General features: G+C 69.5%; 21 protein-coding genes. 7 read left to right on the forward strand and 14 right to left on the reverse strand.

Annotation, left to right across the window (positions count from 1 at the left end; all coding sequences use genetic code 11):
- Positions 1-51 precede the first annotated feature (51 nt).
- The 4 genes from RM531_RS06715 to RM531_RS06730 are packed head-to-tail and all read right to left on the reverse strand — an operon-like array spanning position 52 to position 5,523.
- On the reverse strand, positions 52-1,719 hold the full coding sequence (locus RM531_RS06715) for an alkaline phosphatase D family protein (RefSeq protein WP_311658239.1): 1,668 nt from the start codon (positions 1,717-1,719) through the stop codon (positions 52-54).
- Positions 1,712-3,124, reverse strand: a complete 1,413-nt coding sequence (locus tag RM531_RS06720) for an alkaline phosphatase PhoX (protein ID WP_311658241.1) — start codon at positions 3,122-3,124, stop codon at positions 1,712-1,714. The genes RM531_RS06715 and RM531_RS06720 overlap by 8 nt, the downstream gene beginning before the upstream one ends.
- Before the next feature lie 53 nt (positions 3,125-3,177).
- Positions 3,178-4,446 carry an amidohydrolase family protein gene (locus tag RM531_RS06725; protein WP_311658242.1) on the reverse strand — a complete coding sequence of 423 codons (1,269 nt, stop codon included), beginning with the start codon at positions 4,444-4,446 and terminating at the stop codon, positions 3,178-3,180.
- Between the two features lie 45 nt (positions 4,447-4,491).
- Entirely contained in the window at positions 4,492-5,523 is a 1,032-nt protein-coding gene (locus RM531_RS06730) for an ABC transporter ATP-binding protein (protein ID WP_311658243.1), read from the reverse strand.
- 46 nt (positions 5,524-5,569) lie between these two features.
- Here RM531_RS06730 and RM531_RS06735 point away from each other — a divergent pair, with 46 nt between their 5' ends.
- Entirely contained in the window at positions 5,570-6,388 is an 819-nt protein-coding gene (locus tag RM531_RS06735) for an endonuclease/exonuclease/phosphatase family protein (protein WP_311651174.1), read from the forward strand.
- Here the strand turns inward: RM531_RS06735 and cls are convergent.
- The 7 genes from cls to RM531_RS06770 form a co-directional block, all read right to left on the reverse strand.
- Complete coding sequence (gene cls / locus RM531_RS06740; protein WP_311658244.1) at positions 6,372-7,817, reverse strand: cardiolipin synthase; 1,446 nt, start codon at positions 7,815-7,817, stop codon at positions 6,372-6,374. The genes RM531_RS06735 and cls overlap by 17 nt on opposite strands.
- 4 nt (positions 7,818-7,821) lie before the next feature.
- Positions 7,822-8,610 carry an ABC transporter ATP-binding protein gene (locus RM531_RS06745; protein WP_311658245.1) on the reverse strand — a complete coding sequence of 263 codons (789 nt, stop codon included), beginning with the start codon at positions 8,608-8,610 and terminating at the stop codon, positions 7,822-7,824.
- A gap of 5 nt (positions 8,611-8,615) precedes the next feature.
- Positions 8,616-9,521, reverse strand: coding sequence for an ABC transporter permease subunit (locus tag RM531_RS06750; RefSeq protein WP_432280503.1), 906 nt, complete (start codon positions 9,519-9,521; stop codon positions 8,616-8,618).
- A gap of 7 nt (positions 9,522-9,528) precedes the next feature.
- Positions 9,529-10,443, reverse strand: coding sequence for an oligopeptide ABC transporter permease OppB (oppB, locus tag RM531_RS06755; protein WP_311658247.1), 915 nt, complete (start codon positions 10,441-10,443; stop codon positions 9,529-9,531).
- Positions 10,444-10,483: 40 nt separating this feature from the next.
- Positions 10,484-12,139 (reverse strand): peptide ABC transporter substrate-binding protein, encoded by a 1,656-nt coding sequence (locus RM531_RS06760; RefSeq protein ID WP_311658248.1) that lies wholly within the window; start codon positions 12,137-12,139, stop codon positions 10,484-10,486.
- Positions 12,140-12,215: 76 nt separating this feature from the next.
- Positions 12,216-14,108 (reverse strand): tRNA uridine-5-carboxymethylaminomethyl(34) synthesis enzyme MnmG, encoded by a 1,893-nt coding sequence (gene mnmG, locus RM531_RS06765; protein WP_311658249.1) that lies wholly within the window; start codon positions 14,106-14,108, stop codon positions 12,216-12,218.
- A gap of 51 nt (positions 14,109-14,159) precedes the next feature.
- Positions 14,160-15,494 carry a DUF945 family protein gene (locus tag RM531_RS06770; RefSeq protein WP_311658250.1) on the reverse strand — a complete coding sequence of 445 codons (1,335 nt, stop codon included), beginning with the start codon at positions 15,492-15,494 and terminating at the stop codon, positions 14,160-14,162.
- A gap of 46 nt (positions 15,495-15,540) precedes the next feature.
- Between RM531_RS06770 and RM531_RS06775 the strand changes: the two genes are divergently transcribed.
- On the forward strand, positions 15,541-17,262 hold the full coding sequence (locus tag RM531_RS06775; protein ID WP_311658251.1) for a sugar phosphorylase: 1,722 nt from the start codon (positions 15,541-15,543) through the stop codon (positions 17,260-17,262).
- Positions 17,263-17,278: 16 nt separating this feature from the next.
- Here the strand turns inward: RM531_RS06775 and RM531_RS06780 are convergent, their stop codons facing one another.
- Positions 17,279-18,013 carry an SH3 domain-containing protein gene (locus RM531_RS06780; RefSeq protein WP_311658252.1) on the reverse strand — a complete coding sequence of 245 codons (735 nt, stop codon included), beginning with the start codon at positions 18,011-18,013 and terminating at the stop codon, positions 17,279-17,281.
- Between the two features lie 247 nt (positions 18,014-18,260).
- Between RM531_RS06780 and RM531_RS06785 the strand changes: the two genes are divergently transcribed.
- Together RM531_RS06785 and RM531_RS06790 are read left to right on the forward strand one after the other, a co-directional pair.
- Positions 18,261-18,464, forward strand: coding sequence for a SlyX family protein (locus RM531_RS06785; protein WP_311658253.1), 204 nt, complete (start codon positions 18,261-18,263; stop codon positions 18,462-18,464).
- Complete coding sequence (locus RM531_RS06790) at positions 18,439-19,848, forward strand: hypothetical protein (protein ID WP_311658254.1); 1,410 nt, start codon at positions 18,439-18,441, stop codon at positions 19,846-19,848. Before RM531_RS06785 ends, RM531_RS06790 begins: the two co-directional genes overlap by 26 nt.
- On the opposite strand, the gene RM531_RS06795 is transcribed toward RM531_RS06790, so the two are convergent.
- Together RM531_RS06795 and RM531_RS06800 are read right to left on the reverse strand one after the other, a co-directional pair.
- On the reverse strand, positions 19,849-20,343 hold the full coding sequence (locus RM531_RS06795) for a hypothetical protein (protein WP_311658255.1): 495 nt from the start codon (positions 20,341-20,343) through the stop codon (positions 19,849-19,851).
- A gap of 55 nt (positions 20,344-20,398) precedes the next feature.
- On the reverse strand, positions 20,399-20,905 hold the full coding sequence (locus RM531_RS06800) for a DUF1993 domain-containing protein (protein WP_311658256.1): 507 nt from the start codon (positions 20,903-20,905) through the stop codon (positions 20,399-20,401).
- A 110-nt stretch (positions 20,906-21,015) separates the two neighbouring features.
- On the opposite strand from RM531_RS06800, the gene RM531_RS06805 reads away from it, so the two are divergent.
- The 3 genes from RM531_RS06805 to RM531_RS06815 are packed head-to-tail and all read left to right on the forward strand — an operon-like array spanning position 21,016 to position 22,804.
- On the forward strand, positions 21,016-21,261 hold the full coding sequence (locus tag RM531_RS06805; RefSeq protein ID WP_311658257.1) for a hypothetical protein: 246 nt from the start codon (positions 21,016-21,018) through the stop codon (positions 21,259-21,261).
- Positions 21,261-21,413, forward strand: coding sequence for a DUF2256 domain-containing protein (locus tag RM531_RS06810; RefSeq protein WP_311658258.1), 153 nt, complete (start codon positions 21,261-21,263; stop codon positions 21,411-21,413). The genes RM531_RS06805 and RM531_RS06810 overlap by 1 nt, the downstream gene beginning before the upstream one ends.
- Positions 21,410-22,804, forward strand: a complete 1,395-nt coding sequence (locus RM531_RS06815) for a DASH family cryptochrome (protein WP_311658259.1) — start codon at positions 21,410-21,412, stop codon at positions 22,802-22,804. Before RM531_RS06810 ends, RM531_RS06815 begins: the two co-directional genes overlap by 4 nt.
- Positions 22,805-22,809: the final 5 nt, after the last annotated feature.

A 22,809-nucleotide genomic window follows, 5' to 3' on the forward strand; every position in this document is an offset into this window, starting at 1 on the left:
TTGCGCGGGCGCTGATGGCGTCCGCGATAGCGGCCTGCTAGGTCCGGGAAGTCAGCCGGCGGTCAGCCGGTTTGCTCCGCTCTCGGTGCGCATGGTGGCGCCCAAGCGTTCGCCGTTCGACGGCCCGAGAATATCGTCGACATACCACCACTGCGCTTCCACTCGCTGCGCATCCACATCCACGATCACGTAGCCGTGCTCGGCCAGGTCGACATAGCGGATGTGCGGGTTGTTGACCCGGATCAGCTGGCGCGCCGGCTGCAGTTGCGGCAGCCCCGGCGAGGTGACGGACGGCACCACGAATTCCACGCCCACCGGCGGGCCGCCGAACAGGCTTCCGGTGATCGGAAACGGGTCCGGCTGCAGATCCATCGCCCAGGAAGTGTGGATATCGCCGGTCAGCACCACCACGTTGCCGGTGTTGGCGAACAGGTCGAACAGCCGCTGACGGGCGGCCCGGTAGCCGTCCCACTGGTCGGGGTTGAGCAGCACCCCGCCGGTCCCCACCAGTGGCACCTGACCGAGCAGGCGATCGAGCTCGGGCACGGGCAGCTGCATCAGCTCCGGCAGCCCGGCCAGCCGCAGCTGTCCCATCATCACCTGCTGCCCCAGCAGCCGCCAGCGGGTGCGTGAATCCTGAAGACCGGCGCGCAGCCAGTCGAATTGCGTGTTTCCCAGCAGTTGCCGCGCCGGATCATTGATATCGCCCGCGTCGGCCTGGCCGGCGGGCTCGCTGCGGGCCAGCAGCCGGGTTTCCAGCATCGACAGTTCCACCAGATCGCCGAAGCGGAACTGGCGATAGGCCACGCGGCGGTCGGTGGGGTCGGTTACCCGGATCGGCATCCACTCGTAGTAGGCCCGCAGACCGGCGTCGCGGCGCAGCGGCCAGTCGCCCTCGGTGGCCGGGTCGTGATTCTCGGCGCCATCGACGAACGCGTTGTTGGCGGTTTCGTGGTCGTCCCAGATCGCGATCATGGGATGGCTGGCGTGCAGGGCCTGCAGGTCCGGGTCCAGCTTGTAGCAGGCATGTCGCGTGCGGTAGTCGTCCAGGCTCAGGGTCTCGTGTGCCGGTTCGAAAGTCCGTCCGCCGGCCTGCACGTCCGCGCCGTACTGGCCGGGGTCGTTGCCGTATTCGTAGATGTAATCGCCGAGGTGGACCACCGCGTTCAGGTCGTCACGCTCGGCAATGCGCCGGTAGGCATTGAAGAAGCCGTGCGGCAGGCTGGCACAGGACACCGCCGCCAGCCGTACCCGCTCGGTGGGCCCCGCCGGCAGCGTGCGCGTGCGCCCGGTGGCGGACCGGTTGCCCGCGGCGATGAAGCGGTAGAAAGAGACCGTATCCGGCGTCAGGCCGGTCGGGTCCACCTTCACCGTGTGATCCCGCGCCGGCTCGGCGAGGGTGCTGCCTTGCGCGATGATGTCGTCGAAGCTCGCATCGGTCGCGATCTGCCAGTCGACCGGCATCGGTCCGCTGTCCGGCGGGGTGACGTGGGTCCACAGGATCACGCGGTCGGCCAGCGGGTCGCCGCTGGCCACCCCGTGGGAAAACATTGCCCCGGAACCCGGCGCGCGGGCGGTGGCCCGGGCCTCGTCGCCGCTCGCCCCGCTGCCACTGCCGCCACCGCAGGCGGTCAGCCAGGGCGTGATCGCCAGCGCCCCGGCGGCGCCACGCAGCAGGTCGCGGCGGGAAACGCCCGGTCGCCGGCGCGGCCTACCCATTTGTGATGGGTCCGTCGAAGAACGGGCCGGTGATTTCGTAGGTCAGGCCGCGGCCGCCGGGTCCCGGGATCGGCAGGCCGCCGGCGGACGGCTCCGGCCCGCGCTGGCTGTTGAAGTACAGCCGGGTGCCGTCGGGCGAGAAGGCCGGGCCGGTGACTTCCGACTCGGCCTGATCGGTCACCATCACCAGCGGCACCAGCTGGCGCTCGGGGGTGATGGCCACGATCTGCATGTCGCCGCCGTCCTCGGCCACCAGCACGTCGCCGCCGGCCGATACCACCACGTTGTCCACGCCGGTGAGCACGGCGTCGGCGAACATGTCGTCGTCGTAGATGATTTCGATGGTCTGCGCGGCGGTGTCCAGCGCCCACACCCGGTTGTCGCCCTTGGTAGTGAAGTAGACGATGCCGTCGTGCCAGGCGATGCCCTCGCCGCCGTCGAACACCGTGCTGTTGGCCACCTGCCGACGGGTGGGCGTGCCGATCAGTTCGAGCACGGGTTCGGTTAGGTCGCCCACCAGCGGAATCTCGGCGAGCACGCCGCTGAGTTCGTTGGTCAGTGCCAGCGTCGGGTTGGGCTGAGGCACTTCGTGCCAGATCACCTGGCGCCGGGTGGCCGGGTCGGTGCCCAGCACCTCGGCGATTTCCAGCAGCCCGCTGGACAGATCGGGGTAGCTGTCCGGGGTGAAGCGGTAGAAGCCGCCGTCCGATTCGTCCTCGGTGAGGTAGACCTGCCGGCGTTCCGGGTCGATGGCGGCGGCCTCGTGGGCAAACGTGCCCATGGCCGGGCGCTGATTGCTCAGCCGGGCCGCCGAGGACTGGCCGCTGGGATCGCATTCGTAGACGAATCCGGCCTCGTACTCCTCGCAGGTCAGCCAGGTGCCCCAGGGGGTCGGGCCGCCGGCGCAGTTCAGCAGGGTGCCGCGCTGGATCTGATAGGCATCGACCACGTTACTGGCGGCATCGAAACGCAGCGCGCCAACGCCCCCGGGCAGGAATTCACTGTTGCAGACGTACACCCAGCCGCCGTCCGGCTGCGCGAAGGTGGCGCCGCCGTCCGGGAAGGTGTGCCAGCGGTAGCCTGAGCCGCCGGTCGGGTCCTCGCCGGCCCGTGCGATGATGCGGGAAGTAAAGCCGGCCGGCAGCCGCAGACCGTTGGCGTCCGGCGCCTGCAGCGGCCCGAGATTGGCGATGTTGCTGGCGGGCTGGGCGGGGCGGATGGTGCCGCCACCACCGCCGGCGTTGTTCGAGCCGCCCGGACCGATGGCCGGACCGCCGCCACTGCCGCCGCCGCAGGCCGATAGCAGCGGGCCGACGGCGAGCACGCCGGCGCTGCTCAGGCCGCCGAGCAGCAGCCGGCGACGTACCGGATCGACCGGACGGGGGAAAGTCGGATTGGTGGGCATGGCCGGCAGGACCGTTTCGCGAAGGGACGGCCTGCGGTTATATCGCTGGACTGTTACCTGGCGGTGACGGTCTCGTCGTCGGGACCGGTAAAAACGCTGGCGGACAGGCCCAGGTCGGTGTGCGGTAGCCGGAGCTGGCGTTTGAGCACGAAATCGAACAGCAGCGGGTTCAGGTCGTAGAGTTCACGCAGCGACGCGGTGGCCTCGTCCGGCAGATATCCTGCGTCGCGCAGTCCGCCCGGATTGGTGGCCGCGGCCACGGCCGGCAGCGGGTAGACGCTGGCATAGCCCAGCCGGTCCTGCAGGTCGGGCGCCTGCAGCAGCCGGGACAGGGCCTGTCGCGAGTGCGGGCGTGTGGCCACGCCGCCGATCACCGCGGTCAGCTGGTCCTCGAGTTCGGGCTCGCGCAGCATGCGCAGGACCAGTTCGGTGGCGGACACGGTACGGCCCTCGGCCTGCGGGTCGGGGTAGCGCCCGTCGGCCCCGCCCAGCACCATCGTCACCTCCAGTCCTGCCGCCAGCGCCGGGCGCAGCCGTTCCGGATTGCCCAGCGCGGCCTCGCCCAGACCCAGCCCGGGCCCGGCGCCGACGTGCACGATCAGCGCCATGTCCTGCTCCGCCATCGCCGCGTAGAAATCCTGCCGGCCGTCGGCCGGGTCGAATCCCTGCAGGGCCGGCATCCAGGCGATGCGGCGGATGTCGCGACCGGCCCAGCGGTTGATCTCGGCCAGCGCATGGGGGCGATCCGGGTGGATCGAGACCGCCGCCCGCAGGTGCTCGGGATAGCGCTCGGCCAGCGCCGCCACCCGCTCGTTGTCGACGTAGGCCAGGGTCCCCTCGGGCTGCGCCCGGCCATCGCGGTCGAAACGCTGATCGAGCCCGACCAGCTGCAGTTGATGCGGGTGCGGGAGGCTCCGGACCTGGCGCATCAGACGGGCCGGATAGCGTTCGTCCAGATGCGAACGGTCGCGCACGCCGCCGGCGCCGAGCAGCAGCCGCAGGGCGACGTAATGGCGGAACGGCCAGAATTCGCCCGCGGCCGGGTTGAGGAAGCTGGCATTGCCGTTGTCGGCGTCGCCACGGGACAGCACGTGTACCCAGTGGTCGACCACTGGCGGCGTGTCGCCCAGCCCGTCATAGCTGGCCTCGACCAGCGCGCGGGTGGTCGGCGTCAGCAGCCATTCGGCGTCCTCCGGGGCATGGGCGAATGCCCCGCCCAGTGAGGTCAGCCAGCGGTCGCCGGCCAGCAGCAGGCCGGCCGCCAGCAGCAACAGCAGCACGAGGGCCGAGCCGAGTCGGCGCAGGCGGGGTGGTCGGGACATGCCCGGACTATAGCGCGGGCCGCCCTGGCGGGACGACCGCGCGGATCAACTCGCGCGGGCCAGTTCGTCCGCGTAGTGGCAGGCCACCTCGCCGCGGCCGTCGCTGCGCGGACGGCGTTCCGGCACGGTCTCGGCGCAGTCCTGCTGCACCCACGGGCAGCGGGTGCGGAACACGCAGCCGGAGGGCGGGTCGGCCGGCGATGGTAGATCGCCCTCCAGCAGAATGCGCTTGCGGGTGCGCTCGAAATCCGGGTCCGGCCGCGGCACGGCGGAGATCAGGGCCCGGGTATAGGGGTGGCGCGGGCGGTCGAACAGGGTGTCCGGGTCGGCGGCCTCCATGGCCTGGCCCAGGTACATCACCAGCACCTCGTCGCTGATCTGGCGCACCACCGCCAGATCGTGGGCGATGAACAGCATGGCGATGTTGAATTCGTCCTGCAGGGCCTGCAGGAGGTCGAGAATCTGCGCCTGGATGGACACATCCAGTGCCGACACCGGCTCGTCGCAGACCAGCAGCTTGGGCTGGACCACCAGGGCCCGGGCGATGCCGATTCGCTGGCACTGGCCGCCGGAGAATTCGTGCGGATAGCGATTCACCATGTGGCCGGACAGCCCCACCCGCTCGAGCATGGCGGTCACCCGGTCCCAGCGCTCGGCGCGGGACAGTTCGGGAAACAGGTGGCGCAGTGGCTCGGCCACTACTTCACCGATGGTCATGCGGGGGTTGAGGCTGGCCAGCGGGTCCTGGAACACCATCTGAACATCGCGGCGCAGGCGCCGCCAGCCGGCCTGATTCAGGTCGGTGACATCCCGGCCTTCGAATGTCAGACGACCCGAGGTGATCGGCTGCAGACCGGTGATGGCCCGCGCCAGGGTCGACTTGCCGCAGCCCGATTCACCCACCACCCCCAGCGTGCGCCCGGCGGCCAGGCTCAGGTCGATGCCGTTGACCGCCCGCAGGGCCGAGCCGGTCTGCCATGGCCAGCTGGTCGCCATGGGGAAATGCACATGCAGTTGTTCGGCGGCCAGCAGGGGCGCGGGAATATCGGCGGCCGGTTGTGGTCCAAGAGCGGTCATGACCCCAATGGTAACCTGTGATGCATCGTCAACAGAGTGACTCGCCATGAGCCGCCCGCCCGGGGCCAGCCGTCACGCGGCCGAACTCGATCTGCTCAGTTTCAACATGCAGGTCGGTATCGGCACCAAACGTTATCGCGAGTATCTCACCCGGGGCTGGCGCCACCTGCTGCCCAGCCTCGAAGTGCAGGAAAACCTGGCCCGTATCGGGGACCTGGTGGCCGGTTACGACATCGTGGGGCTGCAGGAAATCGACGCCGGCAGCCGTCGCAGTGGCTACGAGAACCAGATGGAGCTGCTCGCCCGCCGGGGCGGCTTCAGCTACTGGCATTCGCTGGTCAACCGGAACCTGGGCCACGTCGCCCAGCACGGGCTGGGCCTGCTCGCCCGGGTACGGCCGTTCGCCGTCAGCGAACATGCGCTGCCGGGCACGCTGCCCGGTCGCGGCGCGCTGCTGGCACAGTTCGGCGATCCGGCATCCCCGCTGGCGGTCGTGGTGACGCATCTGGCCCTGACCCGCGGCAGCCGGGCCCAGCAACTGGTGGCGCTGCGGCGGCTGGTCGCCCCGTTCGAACATGTCGTGGTGATGGCCGACACCAACTGCAGTGCCGGCCATCTGCGGCGCGCGCCGGCACTGGCCGATGGCGCCCTGCGCGTGCATGGCGAACGGCTTGTCACGTTTCCCAGCTGGCGGCCGCGTCGGGGTATCGACCACATCCTGACCAGTCCGGGGATGACGGTGACGCATGCCGAGGCGGTGGACGTGCGGCTGTCGGATCATCGGCCGGTCGCCATGCGCGTGGCGCTGCCGCCTGACGTGGCCGCGGGGCTGGCGCGCCCGGAAGCGGTCACAGATACGGCGTGAACAGCCAGGCCACCGCGTCGCGCAGCCGCACCGGCAGCGAACGCTGGTCGAAGTCCGCGGCGGTGTAGCGGCGCGAGGCCTCGATGCGCCCCGCCAGGTGATCGGCCAGTTCGGCCACGAAACCGCGGTCGTATACCTCCACCTGCATCTCGAAATTCAGCCGCAGGCTGCGCGGGTCGAGATTGGCCGAGCCGATCAGGGCGTAGCCGTCGTCCACCACGAACAGCTTGCTGTGAACGAACGGCGCCGGCTGGTAGTAGATCTTCACCCCGCGTACCAGCAGCTCCCGCAGGCCGTGGCGCGAAGCCCAGTGCACGTAGGGCAGGTTGTTGGCGGCCGGCAGCACGATGGACACGTCCAGCCCCCGCAGTGCGGCTGCCTGCAGCGCCGCGATCAGGCCGGCCGAGGGCAGGAAATAGGGGGTCATGATCAGCACCCGCTCGCGGGCGGTGGCCACCGCCGCGCTCAGCAGCAGGGCGATCCGGTCCGGGTCCTCCGTGGGGCCGTCGTCGATGACACGGCAGGTGGCCGACCCCCGAGCCGCCGCCGAGTCGCCGGCCGCGGTGCGTTCGCCGGTCACGAATGCCCAGTCGGCCAGGAACACGGTTTCCATCTGATGCACGACCGGCCCGGCCAGGGCGAAATGCATATCGTCCACCCGCCGCGGCCGGCGCGCCGCGCCGACATGCCGGTCGCCGATGTTCATGCCGCCGGTGAATCCCCGGATGCCGTCCACCACCAGAATCTTGCGGTGATTGCGCAGATTGATGCGCAGTGACGGCGGCAGCAGGCTGGGCGCCAGAAAGCGGGCCACACTCACGCCCTGGCGCCGCAGCAGACCGCCGGCGCGGCGGCGAGGCCAGGCGTAGTACTCGCCGAAACCGTCGAGCATCACCCGCACATCCACCCCGCGTGCCACCGCCCGGCCGAGTGCCGCCACGAACTGGCGCCCGGTGCTATCGGTCTCGAAGATGTAGGTGGCCAGATAGACGTAGCGCTCGGCCTGCTCGATCGCCGTCAGCATGGCCGGGTAGGCCTGGTCGCCGTGGTGCAGGACCGCCAGTTCGTTGCCGGCGACCAGCGGCACTGCCGCCAGCTGGTCGGCCGCGGCCGCCAGGCCGGTCAGGGACTCGGGCACCGCAGGTGTGCGACGGGTGTGGCCGCTGTCGACCCCGGGTGCCCGCTGGCCCAGGGCATGGGTGGCCCGCTGGTCCAGACGCTGGGCCCGGATCTGCACCCGGTTGATGCCGAATACCGCATAGAGCACCGGCCCGAACAGCGGGAACAGCAGGCAAACGGCGATCCACCCGAAGGCCCCGCGGGAATCCCGCTTGTGCAGCAGGATGTGGATTACGGCCGCGGCCGCCGCGAGGGTGGCGGCCAGCGCCGGGATCAGGAACCGCAGCTGGGCCTGCCAGGCGATGTCCACGATGTCAGCCGCCGGCGTCCAGCTTCGGCACCGCGGCGAGCAGCCGCCGCGTGTAGTCGTGCTGCGGCTGGTCGAACAGCGCCCCGACCGCCGCCCGCTCCACCACCTCGCCGTCGCGCATCACCACCACGTGATCGCAGGTGCCGGCTACCACGCCCAGATCGTGGGTGATCAGGATCACCGAGGTGGAAAAGCGGGTGCGCAGGTCGCGGATCAGGTCGAGGATTTCCGCCTGCACGGTCACGTCCAGGGCGGTGGTGGGCTCGTCGGCGATCAGGATATCCGGCTGGCAGAGCAGGCTCATGGCAATCATCACGCGCTGGCGCATCCCCCCGGAAAACTGGTGCGGGTAGTAGCGGATACGCCGGGCCGCATCGGGGATGCGCACGGCCTCGAGCATCTCGATCGCCCGGCTCATGGCCGCGCGCCGCCGCAGGCCCTGGTGCTGCGCCAGCACCTCGGTCATCTGGGTGGACACCCGCAGATGCGGGTTCAGCGAGGTCATCGGATCCTGGAAGATCATCGCGATGCGCGACCCGCGAATGCGTCGAAGCTCGCGCTCGGACAGCCCGATCAGTTCGGTGTCGCGGTAACGCGCCGACCCGCTGACCCGGCCATTGCTGTCCAGCAGGCCCAGCAGCGCCCGCACCGACTGGCTCTTGCCCGAGCCGGATTCCCCCACGATGCCCAGCGTCTGGCCCTCGGCCAGCTCGAAATCGAGCCCGCGCACGGCGTCGACCGGGCCGTCGGGTGTATCGAAGCTGACCCGTAAATTGGTTACTTGCAGCAGCATCGTGATCAACGGTCCTTCGGGTCCAGCGCGTCGCGCAGGCCGTCGCCGATGAAGTTGAAGCAGAACAGCGTGGTGGCCAGGAACACCGCCGGGAAGATCAGCAGCCACGGCGCGCGGCTCATCTCGTCGGCCCCGTCCTTGACCAGCGTGCCCCAGGAGGTGGCCGGCTCCTGCACCCCCAGGCCGAGAAAGCTCAGGAAGGACTCGAACAGGATCACCTGCGGAATGGTCAGGGTGATGTACACCGCCACCACGCCCAGCAGATTGGGCACGATGTGCCGCCGGATGACGTTGAACGAGGAGGCGCCGGCCATGCGCGCGGCCTCGACGAATTCCTTCTGTTTCACCGACAGCGTCTGGCCGCGCACGATACGGGCCATGTCCAGCCAGCTGACCGCGCCGATGGTGATGAAGATCAGGTAGATGTTGCGCCCGAAGGCCACCATCAGCAGGATCACGAAGAACAGGAAGGGCATGGCGTAGAGAATGTCCACCGCCCGCATCATCAGCGAATCCACCCGGCCGCCGAAGTAGGCGGCCACCGAGCCGTAGGTCACGCCGATGATCAGGCTGACCAGGGTGGTGACCACGCCGATGGTCAGCGAGATGCGCCCCCCCTGCATGGTGCGCACGAACAGGTCGCGGCCCAGGCTGTCAGTCCCGAACAGATGCCCGCTGCCGGCATCCGGCCCGGTCCAGATCATGCCGTAGTCCTGGGTCGCCTGATCGTAGGGGGACAGCGCCGGGCCGATCAGCACCAGCACTACCATCAGCCCCAGCACCGCACTGGCGGCCAGCGCCGCGCGATTGCGGATCAGCCGCCGCATGGCGTTGGACCACAGGCTGCGGCTGGCCACCTCTGCGGTTGCGGCCAGCCTGTCCGCGTCACGTTTGCGGCGGAATATCACCAGGCGGCCCTCAGTAGCTCACGCGGGGGTCGAGCCAGGCGTAGACCAGGTCGACCAGCAGATTGAACAGGATGATCAGCATGCCGTAGAACAGCACCACGCCCAGCACCAGGGTGTAGTCGCGGTTGGTGGCGCCCTGCACGATGAAGCGGCCCAGGCCGGGAATGCCGAAGATGGTCTCGATCACCACCGAGCCGGTGATGATGCCGGCGGTGGCCGGTCCCATGAACGACACCACCGGCGTCAGCCCGGCCGGCAGGGCGTGCACGAACAGCACGCGACGGGCGGTCAGGCCCTTGGCCCGGGCGGTGCGGATGAAATCGGAGCGCAGGACCTCGATCATCGAGCCGCGGGTCAGCCGTGCGACATAGGCCATCATCGCGGTGCCCAGCGCCAGCACCGGAATCACGAAGTGGCTGGGCCCGCCCAGGCCCCCGGCCGGCAGCCAGTCGTTGTATACCGCCAGTAGCAGGATCAGCAGCGGCGCCAGCACGAAATTGGGAATCGAGATACCCACCATCGCCAGCGTCATCAGCCCGTAGTCCGTGGCGCTGTTCTGCCGCAGGGCCGCCAGCACGCCCAGCGGCACCCCGAACAGCAGAGCGAACAGCAGTGACGCCGCGCCCAGCTTCAGCGATACCGGGAAGGCGTCCGTGATCAGCTGGGTGACAGTCAGGTCCTTGTACTGGAACGAGGGACCGAAATCGAAATGCAGCACGTCCCACACGTAGCGTGCGTACTGCTGGTAGAGCGGCTCGTCCAGATGATACTTGGCCTGCAGGTTGGCCTCGATCTGTGGCGGCAGCTGCTTTTCGGCGTCGAAGGGCCCGCCGGGCGCCGAGCGGATCAGCACGAACGCCAGGGTCAGCAGTATCAGCAGGGTGGGTACCACCCCCGCAATGCGGCGAACGGCGTAGGCCAGCACGGCATCGGCTCCTAGTTTGGGCGGGGGCGGCGAACCCGGCTCATTGGGCCGGGCTGTCGTCGGCGGGCTCGATGCGGAAATCCTTGCTGTAGTAGTGGCTCATGGGATTGCCCACATAGCCCTTTACATACGGTTTGATCAGCGCCTTGCTGGTGCCGAAGAACACCGGGATCACCGGATGGTCGGCCAGCAGCATCGCCTCGGCCTCCCGCAGCACCGACTGGCGCTGCTCGCCGCCGGGCATGCGCGAGGCCTTGTTCAGCAGGGCGTCGTATTCGGGGTTGCTGTAGCCGGCCCCGTTGATGCCGAAATCCGAATGCAGCAACTCCAGGAAGGTGTAGGGGTCGTCGTAGTCCCCCACCCAGCCGGCGCGGAACACTTCCGTCACCCGGCGCTCGGACACGTTCTGGAGAAACACCTTCCATTCCTCGTTGACCAGCTCCACGTCCACCCCCAGCACGTTCTGCCACATGCTGGCGATCACCGAGGCGATCTTCTTGTGCGCCTCGAGTGTGTTGTAGCGGATCTCCACCGTCAGCGGATTGTCCTCGCCATAGCCGGCTTCCGCATACAGCTCACGGGCGCGGGCATTGCGCTGTTCCTGCGGCATGTCGGCGTAGGCCAGTTTGGCGCCCTGGTAGTCGCTCACCACCGGCGGCACCCACTGGTAGGCGGGAATCTCGTTGCCGCGGGTGATCTTCTCCACGATCACCTCGCGGTCGATCGCCATCGACAGGGCCTGGCGCAGTTCGGGGGAATCCTGGAACGGTTCGCGGGTGACGTTCAGGCCGTAGTAGTAATTGGACAGGCTGGGCTTGGTCTTGAGCTGATCCGGGACGTGCGTGCGCACCGTCTCCAGTTGCGGGATCGGCACCGAGCCGGTCCAGTCCAGTTCCCCGGCCTGGTAGCGCTTGAGCTCGGACGAGGTGTTCTCGATCGGGTAATACTCCACCCGGCCGACGCCGACGTTATCGGCATCCCAGTAGTCCGGATTGGCCTCGAGCACGATCTCGGACGCGACCACCCATTCCTTGAGCAGATAGGCGCCGTTGGTGACCGCATTGCCCGGCTGGGTAAACTGGTCGCCGTGTTCCTCCACCGCCGGCCGGTAGAGCGGGTAGGTGGTGCTGTGGGTCAGCAGACCCAGGAAGTAGGGGGTCGGCGCCTTGAGGCGGATTTCCAGCTTGAATTCGTCGACCGCGGTCACGCCCAGGGTGTCCGGGGCCTTGTCACCGGCAATGATCGCTTCGGCGTTCTCGATCGGCGCCAGGATGCTGGCGTAGACCGACCCGGTGGCCGGGTCGACGGTGCGCCGCAGGCCATAGGCGTAGTCCTCGGCCCGGACCGGCTCGCCGTTCGACCACACCGCGTCCTCGCGCAGCTTGAAGGTGTAGGTCTTGCGGTCCTCGCTGATCTCCCAGCTTTCGGCGCCGCCCGGCTCGATGGTGCCGTCGGGTTCCTCCGAGATCAGCCCCTCGTAGATGTCGCGCAGGATGTTGGCCGCGGGCACGCCCTGGGCCTTGTGTGGATCCAGCGTCCCGGGTTCGGCGCCGTTGCCCTTGCGCAGGACACCGGTGCCGTCGTCCAGGATTTCGGGCTTGATCTTGACCGGGAAGGAATCCGACTCGCCGCTGCCGCCCTGGCCGCAACCGGCAAGCAGAAGCCCCACACCCAGTGCCGTCAGAAGGACTCGCACAGTCACTCTCCTCGCTGGAAAACGCTTCCGAGATTACAGCAAAAGCGAAAGCGGGCGAACGGCCCCGCGTCGCCTGTCAGGCGCTTTCCCGATATACGCGCTCGCCCTTCCTGAGATGCACCAGCAGCAGTGATACCGCCGCCGGCGTCACCCCGGGGATGCGTGCCGCCTGGCCCAGCGTGGCCGGCCGTTGCTGCGCCAGCTTCTCGCGGATTTCGCTGGACAGCCCGGCCACCGCGGCGTAATCCAGCCCGTCCGGCAGGCGCGTGTCCTCGTGACGCCGGTTGCGGTCGATCTCCGCGTTCTGGCGTTCGATGTAGCCGGCATACTTGGCCTGGATTTCCACCTGTTCTGCCACTACCGGGTCGACGGCCTGTTCGGCCACCGCCGGCAGGCCGCGGAGGTCGGCATAGCCGAGGTTCGGCCGGCGCAGCAGCTCGACGGCCTTGCAGGCCTCCTTGAGCCGGCCGCCCAGGCGTTCGGTCAGCGCGTCGTCGGTCACGTCGTCCGGCCGCACCACCAGGTCGGCCAGGCGCTGCTGTTCGCGGGTCACGGCCTCACGCTTGGTCTCGAACGCCTGCCAGCGGTGGTCATCCACCAGCCCCAGATCGCGGCCGGTCGGGGTCAGGCGCAGGTCGGCGTTGTCCTCGCGCAACAGCAGGCGGTGTTCGGCGCGGGAGGTGAACATGCGATAGGGCTCGAGCGTGCCGCGGGTGATCAGGTCGTCCACCAGCACGCCCAGATAGGCCTGGTCCCGGCGCGGCCACCAGGGCTCGAGCCCGCGCACCGCCAGCGCGGCATTGCCCCCCGCCAGCAGGCCCTGGGCGGCGGCCTCCTCGTAGCCGGTGGTGCCGTTGATCTGGCCGGCGAAGTAGAGCCCGGGCAGATGTCGGGTCTCCAGGCTCGCCTGCAGGCCGCGCGGGTCGAAGTAGTCGTACTCGATGGCGTAGCCGGGCCGGGTGATGTGGGCGTTTTCGAAACCGTCGATCGAGCGTACCAGCGCCAGCTGGGTGTCGAAGCCGAGGCTGGTGGAAATGCCGTTGGGGTAGAGCTCGGTGGTGTTCAGGCCCTCCGGCTCGACGAAGATCTGGTGGCTGGCCTTGTCGGCGAAGCGCACGATCTTGTCCTCGATCGAGGGGCAATAGCGCGGGCCCACGCTATCGATCTCGCCCGAATAGATGGCCGACTCGTGCAGCCGCTCGCGGATCAGGTCGTGGGTGGCCGGGTTGGTGTGGGCGATGTGGCAGGGCACCTGCCGGGGATGCTCCGACCGCGAGCCCAGATACGAGAACACCGGGGCGGGCTCGTCGCCGGGCTGTTCGGCCAGGCGGCTGAAATCCACGCTGCGGCCGTCGATGCGCGGGGGCGTCCCGGTCTTGAGCCGACCCACGTCGAAGGGCAGATCGCGCAACCGCTCGGCCAGCGCATTCGAGGGCGCATCGCCGGCGCGCCCGCCGCCGAACTGGCTGGTGCCCACGTGGATGCGCCCGCCCAGGAAGGTGCCCACCGTGAGCACCACCGCCCGCGCGGCGAAGCGCAGCCCCATGCGGGTGACCACGCCGGCCACACGGCCGTCGGTCACGATCAGGTCGTCCACCGACTGCTGGAACAGGGCCAGATTCGGCTGATGCTCGACCGCCTCGCGCACCGCGTACTTGTAGAGCATGCGGTCGGCCTGGGCGCGGGTGGCGCGCACCGCCGGGCCCTTGCGGGCGTTGAGGGTGCGGAACTGGATGCCGGCCCGGTCCGCGGCCCGGGCCATGACGCCGCCCAGCGCGTCGATTTCCTTGACCAGATGCCCCTTGCCGATGCCGCCGATGGCCGGGTTGCAGGACATCTGCCCCACGGTTTCGATGTTGTCGGTCAGCAGCAGGGTGCGCACGCCCTGGCGCGCCGCGGCCAGCGCGGCTTCGGTGCCGGCGTGTCCCCCGCCGACGATAATGACGTCGAATTCGTTGGTATTGCTCATGCGGAATGCCGTCCCGGCCGTGCAGCCGGCGGTGATGCGTAATCCGGAATTCTAACGTGCCGGCGCGGGTTCCGGCATGTCCAGTTCGTCGATGAGCACCTGCCAGTTCTCCAGGGTGCGTTGATTCACGCGGATGTCGTCGCCGTCCAGGGCGGCGTGGATCACGTAGGCGTGGTCCGGCTCGGTATAGGCGATGAAGCCGCGGGCGAGCCATTCATTGATGGCGCCCTCCACCCGCTCGGGGGTCGGTGGCGGCTGATCCGGATGCCGGTGGCGCATCACCGCGGCGGTAATGTTGCGCATGGTGGCGACCGGCAGCTGCAGACGCATGTCGCCCTGCAGGGCCTGCGCAGGCTCGGCATCCGGCCGGGCGCCGATCTCGCCTTCCAGACGGATGTCGCCGTCGGGGGCGCCCAGCAGCAGGCGGTCCAGCGTCAGCGTCGGGCCGGCCCGGACCAGCCGCGCCCACGGCGCCGGTGCCAGCGTCACCCGGGCCGCCAGTTCCGGCAGGCGGGTCGGGCCGTCCGTGGTGGTCAGTCGGCCCTCGGCCAGCACCGGGCCGTAGTCCTCGCCCCGGGCCGCGATGCGCGAAATGCGCAGATCGAAGTTCTCGCCGCCGGCCCGGGCATGGGCGGCCAGGCGCAGCCCCTCCAGGGCGGCGCCGTCGCCGCCGGGGGTGGCCAGTTGCAGGTCCTCGAGCTGCAGCCGGTAGCCCGCCGGTCTGCCATCGGGATCGCGCCCGGCGCTGATCTCGACAACCAGATCGCGAAAGCCGATCTGCCCACCGCGTTCGGCCACCAGCGAGAATCGCGGCAGCATGGCGCGCACGGTCAGGGCCCGGTCGGGGCCGGTGATTGCGCCGGTGGCCTCGAACGCATCGGTTTCCAGCCGGGCCGCGCCATCCCCGTCGGGCACGCGCAGGCTCAGCGCCGGCAGCGCGGCGCGCAGGTCGGTGTCGCCGTCGAGGCCGGCTCGCGCGTAAAGCGTCAGCGGCGGCGGCGTGGGTTGCAGGCGGCGGGCGTCGAGCAGGACCGTCACCGGCAACTGTCCCGTGATGACGCCGGCGGCGGGTTGCAGGCGCGCGCCGCTGGCCGCCGGGGCGGTGAACGGAACCGGGCCGTGATGAATGGTCAGATCCAGCACCGGCCCGTCACACCCGGGCGCCACGCAGTCCGCAGCCACCAGCCGCAGGCGCAGGTCCGACCGGAACAGCCCGCGATCGAAGCCGGCCGGCGCCAGCCGCCACATGCCGGGCAGGTTGATGTTGCCGATCAGGCGCTCGTGCTCGCGTTCGAGATAGAAACCCACCACGATCGGGGCCGCCAGCGCGATGACCAGTAGCCCGATGAGGCCGACCAGCAGGCCGTTGCGAATGGCCCGGATCATGCCTTCATGAGATGCAGGAAGGACTTGATACGGCGATAATCCACGCGTGCCTCCAACGACCGAAATGCCTCCGCGGCCCGACACGGCCACGCTGCTCGACTGGCTGACGCCGCTGTACGGCGGGCGCGGCGCGGCCCTGATTATGGACCGGGCCAGCGCCAGTGCCCAGAAGCACGGCCTGCCGGCCGGCGACGCGGGCCCCGGTCGCCCGGTCGACCAGAGCCTGGCGGTGCTGATCACCTACGGCGACATGGTGCAGGCCCCGGGCGAGGTGCCGCTGGCCACCCTCCGTCGCTTCCTGCGCGAGCGGGTGCCGGACGTGCTGCCGGCGGTGCATGTGCTGCCGTTCTATCCCTATTCCTCGGATGACGGCTTCGCGGTGATCGACTACCGCGCGGTCGACCGCAATCTGGGTGACTGGTCGGACGTGCGCGCGCTGGCCGCCGAACGCGAGCTGATGTTCGATCTGGTGCTCAACCACATCTCGCGGGGCAGCCAGTGGTTCGCCAACTATCTGGCCGACGCCGACCCGGGGCGGGATTACTTCATCGAGGTGGACCCGGCCACCGACCTGCGCGCGGTGGTGCGCCCGCGCAGCACCCCGCTGCTGGCCGAGGTGCCCACCGCCCGCGGCACCCGCCACCTGTGGGCCACCTTCAGCGAGGACCAGATCGATCTGGATTTCGCCAATCCGGCGGTGCTGGCCGAGTTCGTGGACATCATCTTCGGCTATGTGGCGGCCGGCGCCCGGCTGCTGCGGCTGGATGCCGTGGCCTTTCTCTGGAAGCGGATCGGCACGCCCTGCATCCATCTGCCGGAAACCCACCGGGTGATCAAGTTCCTGCGGGCCCTGCTGGCCGGCTATGCCCCGCAGGTGCTGCTGGTGACCGAAACCAACGTGCCGCACCGGGAAAACATCAGCTATCTCACCGACGGCGATGAGGCGCATCTGGCCTATCAGTTCGCCCTGCCGCCGCTGCTCCTGCACACGCTGCTGACCGGCGACGGCGCGGCCCTGCGCGAGTGGGCGGCGTCGCTGCCGGCGCTGCCGCCGGGGTGCCACTTCTTCAACTTCACCGCCTCGCACGACGGCATCGGCGTGCGCGCGGTGGAGAACATCCTGGATGACGCACAGCGGGACGCGCTGGTGGCGACGGTGCGCGAGCGTGGCGGTTTCGTGTCCACCCGGGCCGGCAACGACGGCGTCCATCATCCCTACGAACTGAATATCGCCTATGTCAGCGCGCTGGCCGGGGACGACGGCCATGCGGCCGCGCGTTTCCTGTGTTCGCAGGCCGTCGCGCTGTCACTGCGCGGCGTACCGGGGGTGTATTTTCACAGCCTGGTCGGCACGCCCAACGATCGGCGCGGGGTGGAGGCCAGCGGCCGCTATCGATCCATCAACCGCCGCCGCTGGGACCATGCCGAACTGGCCGCGAAGCTGGACGGCGAAGGCGAGCCGGCACGCATCTTCCGCGGCATGCGCCATCTGCTGGACACGCGGGCGGCGCAGCCGGCATTTCACCCGGATGCTGCGCAGCGCATCGTGGATCTGGGGGATCATCTGTTCGTGGTGGAGCGGCAGAGCCTGGACGGTCGCCAGACCCTGCTGGCCGTGCACAACCTCACCGACCGTGAGGTCCGCCTCAGCACGTCGGTGCTGCCGGAAGCCAATCGCTGGTGGGATCTGGTGGCGGGCCGATCGATGCCGGCCACCATCCGCGAGGTGGCGCTGGCGCCCTATCAGGTGGCCTGGTTCAGTAATTAGGCACGGGTCGGCGGGGCTAGTCTTCCCCCTCGGTATCGAGCAGGAACTCCGCAATCCAGCCGATCGCGTAGCCGTCGGTGAAGATGATCTCCTTCCACTCGCCCTCGGTGGCGAGAATGTGCACCTGCGCGCCCTTGTCGGTCTGCAGCAGCTTGTCATGATCGGTGCCGGGGCCGGTGCGCACGTTCACCTTGCTGCCCTTGATGGTGGCGGCCGGCAGCCCCTCCAGCAGCCGCGGGAGATTGCGCCGGGCCGACTCGTTGTCCTGACGGGCGGCTTCCGCGGCCAGCCGGGCGGCGCGGGCGCGGTCCTCCTCCACCCCGAGGCCCTGCACGTAGAGCATGGCCAGGTTGTTCTGGGCAGCGGCCTCGCCCTGCTCGGCTGCCTCGCGGTACCAGCGGGCGGCGGCGGTGTAGTCGGGTTCGCCGGTCTCGCCGTTCTGCAGCAGCACACCGAGATTGTGCTGGGCGCGGGCGTAACCCTGTTCGGCGGATTTTCGATACCACTCGCGAGCGGTGCCGGCATTGCGCATCACGCCGAACCCGTTGGCGAACACCAGGCCCAGGTTGTACTGGGCGGCGGCGTTGCCTTCCTCGGCCAGTGGACGCCACTGCGCCATGGCCGTGTCATAGTCCCCGGCGGCAAAGGCGTCGGCGCCGGACTCGTAGGATTCGCTCTGGGCGGTCGCGCCCGGGCTGAACGCCGCCAGGCAGACGATCAGGGCGGCGCGACGGATCATCGACATTGGCATGATGCGGGGGGAACCTCGGGTTTGGTTCGGGACCATGCGGTGATCATAGGCGAAACGCCGCCGTCATAAAAAAGGCCGACCCGATAACGGGCCGGCCGAGCGAGGAGAGAACAATGAAACGGACAGGAACCGCTTCGTGTCGGACCGGACAGGGAGGAACCCGGCCGACGCGACACAGGATGCGCGCGCATGGCTGAACCGGACCTGAATGAATGCCGATCATTGCCGAAGCGGGCAGAATGCCGCCATGAGTGATGCGCGACTCACCGATCTGGAAATCCGGCTGGCCTGGCAGGAGGATCTGCTGCGCACGCTGGAAGACACGCTGCACGCCCAGCAGACCCGCGTGGGCGAGCTGGAAGCCTTCTGCCGGCAGCTGGCCGAGCGACTGCGGGCGCTGCAGGACGACCAGGATGCGAGCCCGGATGATGGTCCGCCCCCGCATTACTGAACCCCGGCGCGGCTGGTGGCTGGCGCTGGCGCCGGTCCTGCTGGCGGTGGGTGGCTGCAGCGGCTCCGGGCCCGGCCCCTGCGCCGATCCGCTGGTGGTGGATCAGATGCATCGGGACACCCGCTTCGCCGGCGCCGAACCGGCCTGGGCGACGGTGGAAATCCTCGAGCCGGCCGATCAGGGCATCCGGGACGGCGTGCGCGTGTGTCGCGCCACGCTGGTGGTGCGCGGCGAGCTGCGGGACGTGCTGCCGGTATTGCAGACCGGCTACCCGTTCGCCCGGTCGGCGGCGCGCGAGGCGTTTGCGCGGGCCTCCGGGATGGATACCGTCGGCCTGGTCCGCGCGGCCGACTACCTGAGGCAACGGGCCAGGGCCACGGGCACGGAACTGGCCCCGCTGGAAATCCGCGGGCCGCTGGAATACCGCCTGACGCGTGACGATCGTCCGTTCCTGCTCGACTGGGGGCTGGCCGGCGATGCCACCGCGGCAGCGGCCGGCGAGGCAGTGGCCGAGCGGCTGGCGCAGGCCCGGGCGGACGAGGCGGCCGAGCGCCGTGCGGAGGCCGAGCGGCGCGGGTTCGACAGCGTTGCCGCCATGGATGCCGCGGATGCCCGTCGCGCCGAGGCCCTGCAGGCACTCGACGACGCCGAAAAGGCCCGCAAGCTGGCGGCGGATCGTCTCACCATCATGAAGGGTGATCGCGAGCGTCTCACCGACGAAATCCGGCGCGCCGAGCAATCGCTGGATGCCGACCGGGCCGCCGCCAAAGCGGCCGACGCGGCCGGCGACTGGGAGCAGCGCATTCGCCGCGAATCCTTCACCGCGGAGAACAAGCTGGTGTCCTTCGACAATACCCGGCTGGTCACGCGCACGGGAAACATCGGCACGCCGGAGGACACGGTGCTCGCCGACGTGATCAATTACAGCGGCCACAAGCTGTCGTCCGCCGACGTGCATGTGGTGGTCTGGCATCCGCAGGAGCAGCGCTACTATGAGGATCGCAGCCTGTACGCGGATTTCGGCGGCCGTGGTCTGGACCCGGGCGAGCATGACGAGATTCGCATCGGCCTCAACGGCCGGCCGGGGGTCGGGCTGGCGTTCACCGGCAGTGACTTCCGCGCCGGCGAGGACCGCCACGCCTTCGTGTTCGTCAACGCGCTCAAGACCACCGACGGCCAGGTGATCTTCCAGGATCGCTGGCAGAGCCCCGTCTCGCGGCAGCAGGCGGAGGCAGAGGATCGGCGCCTGCAGCAGCAGGACATCGAGACATTGCGCGAACGTCGCGAACGCATGGATCGCCGCATTGCCGAGCAGGAAGACACCCTGGCGCGGGCCAGGCAGCGGGAGGCCGAGGCGCGCGCGGCGCTGCCGCGCGGTGAGTGACTAGTCCGCGGGCGCTGACAGTGTCTTCAGGGTGTGGTCGACCACTGCCACCAGGTGCGTGACCAGTTCGCCGAAAGCCATGGCCAGCGCCAGACCGCCCGCGGTCAGCAACCACAGCACGCGGGACTGGCTGGCCATGTTCGCGGGCTGTTCCAGCAGGGTGGTGGCCATCACGTAGAACCCGGCGGCCATGGCGGTGGTGGCCAGCAGAACCAGCACCATCAGGCCCATCGACCGGTTCAACTGGCGCCAGTCGGGGCCCGCCAGCCGCTGCAACGCGGCACGATGGCGGCGGGAAAAGCCGTAGACGATCCACGTGACCCGCGCCAGATTGAGCCCGGCGCAGATCACCGCCAGCGTGCCCACCACCGGTGTGAGCGCCCCCAGCACCGGGTCCGGGGCCAGCATCCACAGGATTACGCTGGCGGCGAAGAACACCGGCATGATCAGGCGATTCGGCCGCAGCGGCACGCGCGACGGGCCCGTGTCTGGCACGTCAACTCCCTCGTGGATTCCCGGTCTGGATACGCCGTCAGGGCCGGGTCGGATGTCAGGCGGCGCCCATGAAATCCATTTTGCCGATGGGCACGCCCTGCTGGCGCAGGATGCCGTGGCTGATGCTGACGTGGAAGAAGAAGTTGGGCAGCGCGAAATTCAGCAGGTAGTCATGGCCGGTGAATTCCATGGTGACCATCGGGGTTTCCAGCAGCACGGTCTTGTCCTCGGTACCGCGGATACGATCCGCATCCACGCCTGCCAGGTAATCGCGGGTTCGGCGGATGCGGGCCCGCAGCTCGTCCAGGGTGGCTTCGTCGTCGGCTTCGCTGCCCGGGTCCTCGCCCGCCAGACGCGCCGCGCAGCGGCGGGCGGTGTCGCAGGCGAACTGGACGTTGGATGACAGTGGCGCCATGTCCGCGTAAAGACGGCTGACCACGTACTTGGTGTCGGCCATATCCTGTGATTCGGCGTGGGCCTCCGCCTTGTCGAGCAGCCCGGACAGGTTGGCCAGGAAGCGGTCGAAAACCGGAATCGAAGCGCTGTACATGTCGATATTCATGTCGGGTCTCCGGATGAAACAATGGCAAGCCCCGAGTATGACCCACGGCGTGACAGGCCCGTGACATTCTCCCCGCGCATCCGCGATCGCGTCCCCACGTACACAAGCCTATGCCCGAATCCGATCCGCCCGAGACCTCCCGCCGCAAGGCCCGCGTTTGGCTGAATGAAGCCAAGAACCGCCAGACCACCCACTGGGACGTGGACCTGCTTCCCGAGGCTGAAGTGGCCGCGCTGCACCGTGCCGGCCGCCGCGCCCGCTGGCGCCGCCGGGCCGGCATCGCCGGGCTGGCCTTGGGGGTGGTGACCATCGCCGGTGGCGTCACCGCCCTGGTCCTGCACTGGGTGGCGGGCTGATGCCACGCATGCGCCGCAAGGGCGATCTGCCGGAGAGAGTCTGCGCCGGCTGCGGCCGGCCGTTTGCCTGGCGCCGCAAGTGGGCTCGTCACTGGGAGGCGGTGCGTTACTGCAGCCAGCGCTGCAAGCGCCAGGGTCGCACCGGCGCATGACCACGGCGATCTACTGGATCAAGAATGACCTGCGGCTGGACGACAATCCGGCACTGACCGCCGCGGCCGCCGGCGCCGATCACTGGCTGGCGGTCTATTGCATCGACGCCCGCCATGAGGCGCGGGACGCGGACGGCCAGCCTCGTCTGGGTCCGCACCGGCGGGCATTCCTGCGCGAGTCGCTGACCGATATGCGGGAACGTCTGGCGGCGTGCGGCGGCCGGCTGCTGGTATTGCAGGGCGACCCGTCCGATCTCCTGCCGCGACTGGCGGCCACCCTGGGTGCCGAGCGGGTCACGACCACCTTCGAAATTGCCCCGGAAGAACGCGACCAGGTCGCCGCCGTGGCGCGCGCCCTGCCGGCCGGCATGCTCGACTGCCACGAGGCGAACGGGTTGTACGAGGCTGCCGAACTGCCGTTCGCGCCGGATGACGTGCCGCCCGGTTTCAGCCGCTTTCGCCGCAAGGTGGAGGGCTACTGCCGTCCCGGCGCGCCAATCCCCGCGCCCACCCGCCTGCCGCCGCCCCCGCCGGGACTGACGGGCTGGCCGGACGCGCTGCCGGCGTCATCCGACTGGCCGGCGGCGGGCTGCCCCTACACCGGCGGCGAGAGCGCCGGGCTGGCGCGGGTCCGGCATTATTTTTGGGACACGGAGGCCCTGGCCGACTACAAGCAGACCCGCAACGGGCTTCTGGGACCGGATTTTTCCTCCCGATTCTCGCCCTGGCTGGCGCTGGGCTGCCTCTCCCCGCGGCAGCTGATGGCAGAAATCCACCGCTTCGAGCGCGAGGTCGTGGCCAACGAGTCCACCTACTGGCTGGGCTTCGAACTACTGTGGCGGGAGTTCTTTCGCTGGATTCTGCGCGCCTACGGCGGCCGGCTGTTCCGGCGGGCCGGCATTCTGAACCGGCAGGACCGGCCGCGTGCCCGCGATGACGATCGCTTCGCGGCCTGGCGCGAGGGCCGCACCGGCATGCCGTTCGTCGACGCCAACATGCGCGAGCTGGCCGCTACCGGCTACATGTCCAACCGGGGGCGCCAGAACGCCGCCAGTTTCTTCGCCCGCGATCTGGGGCAGGACTGGCGCCGCGGGGCGGCCTGGTTCGAGAGCCGTCTGGTGGATTACGACGTCGCCAGCAACTGGGGCAACTGGGCCAGCGTGGCAGGGGTGGGCACCGACCGCCGCGACCGCGGGTTCGATGTCCTCTGGCAGGCCCGGCGCTATGATCCCGACGCGGCATTCGTCGGTCACTGGCTGCCCGAGCTGCGGGGGCTGCCCGCGGACCAGCGGCACACGCCGTTTCTGCTGCCCGACGAGCTGCGGCGACAACTCGATTATCCGACGCTGGCGACGGTGCCCGCTGCCTGGCGCGACGCCGCCGCAGACTGACCACA

The sequence above is a fragment of the Spectribacter acetivorans genome (genome assembly GCF_031846305.1).
In the GTDB taxonomy this organism is placed as follows: Bacteria; Pseudomonadota; Gammaproteobacteria; order Nevskiales; family Salinisphaeraceae; genus Spectribacter; species Spectribacter acetivorans.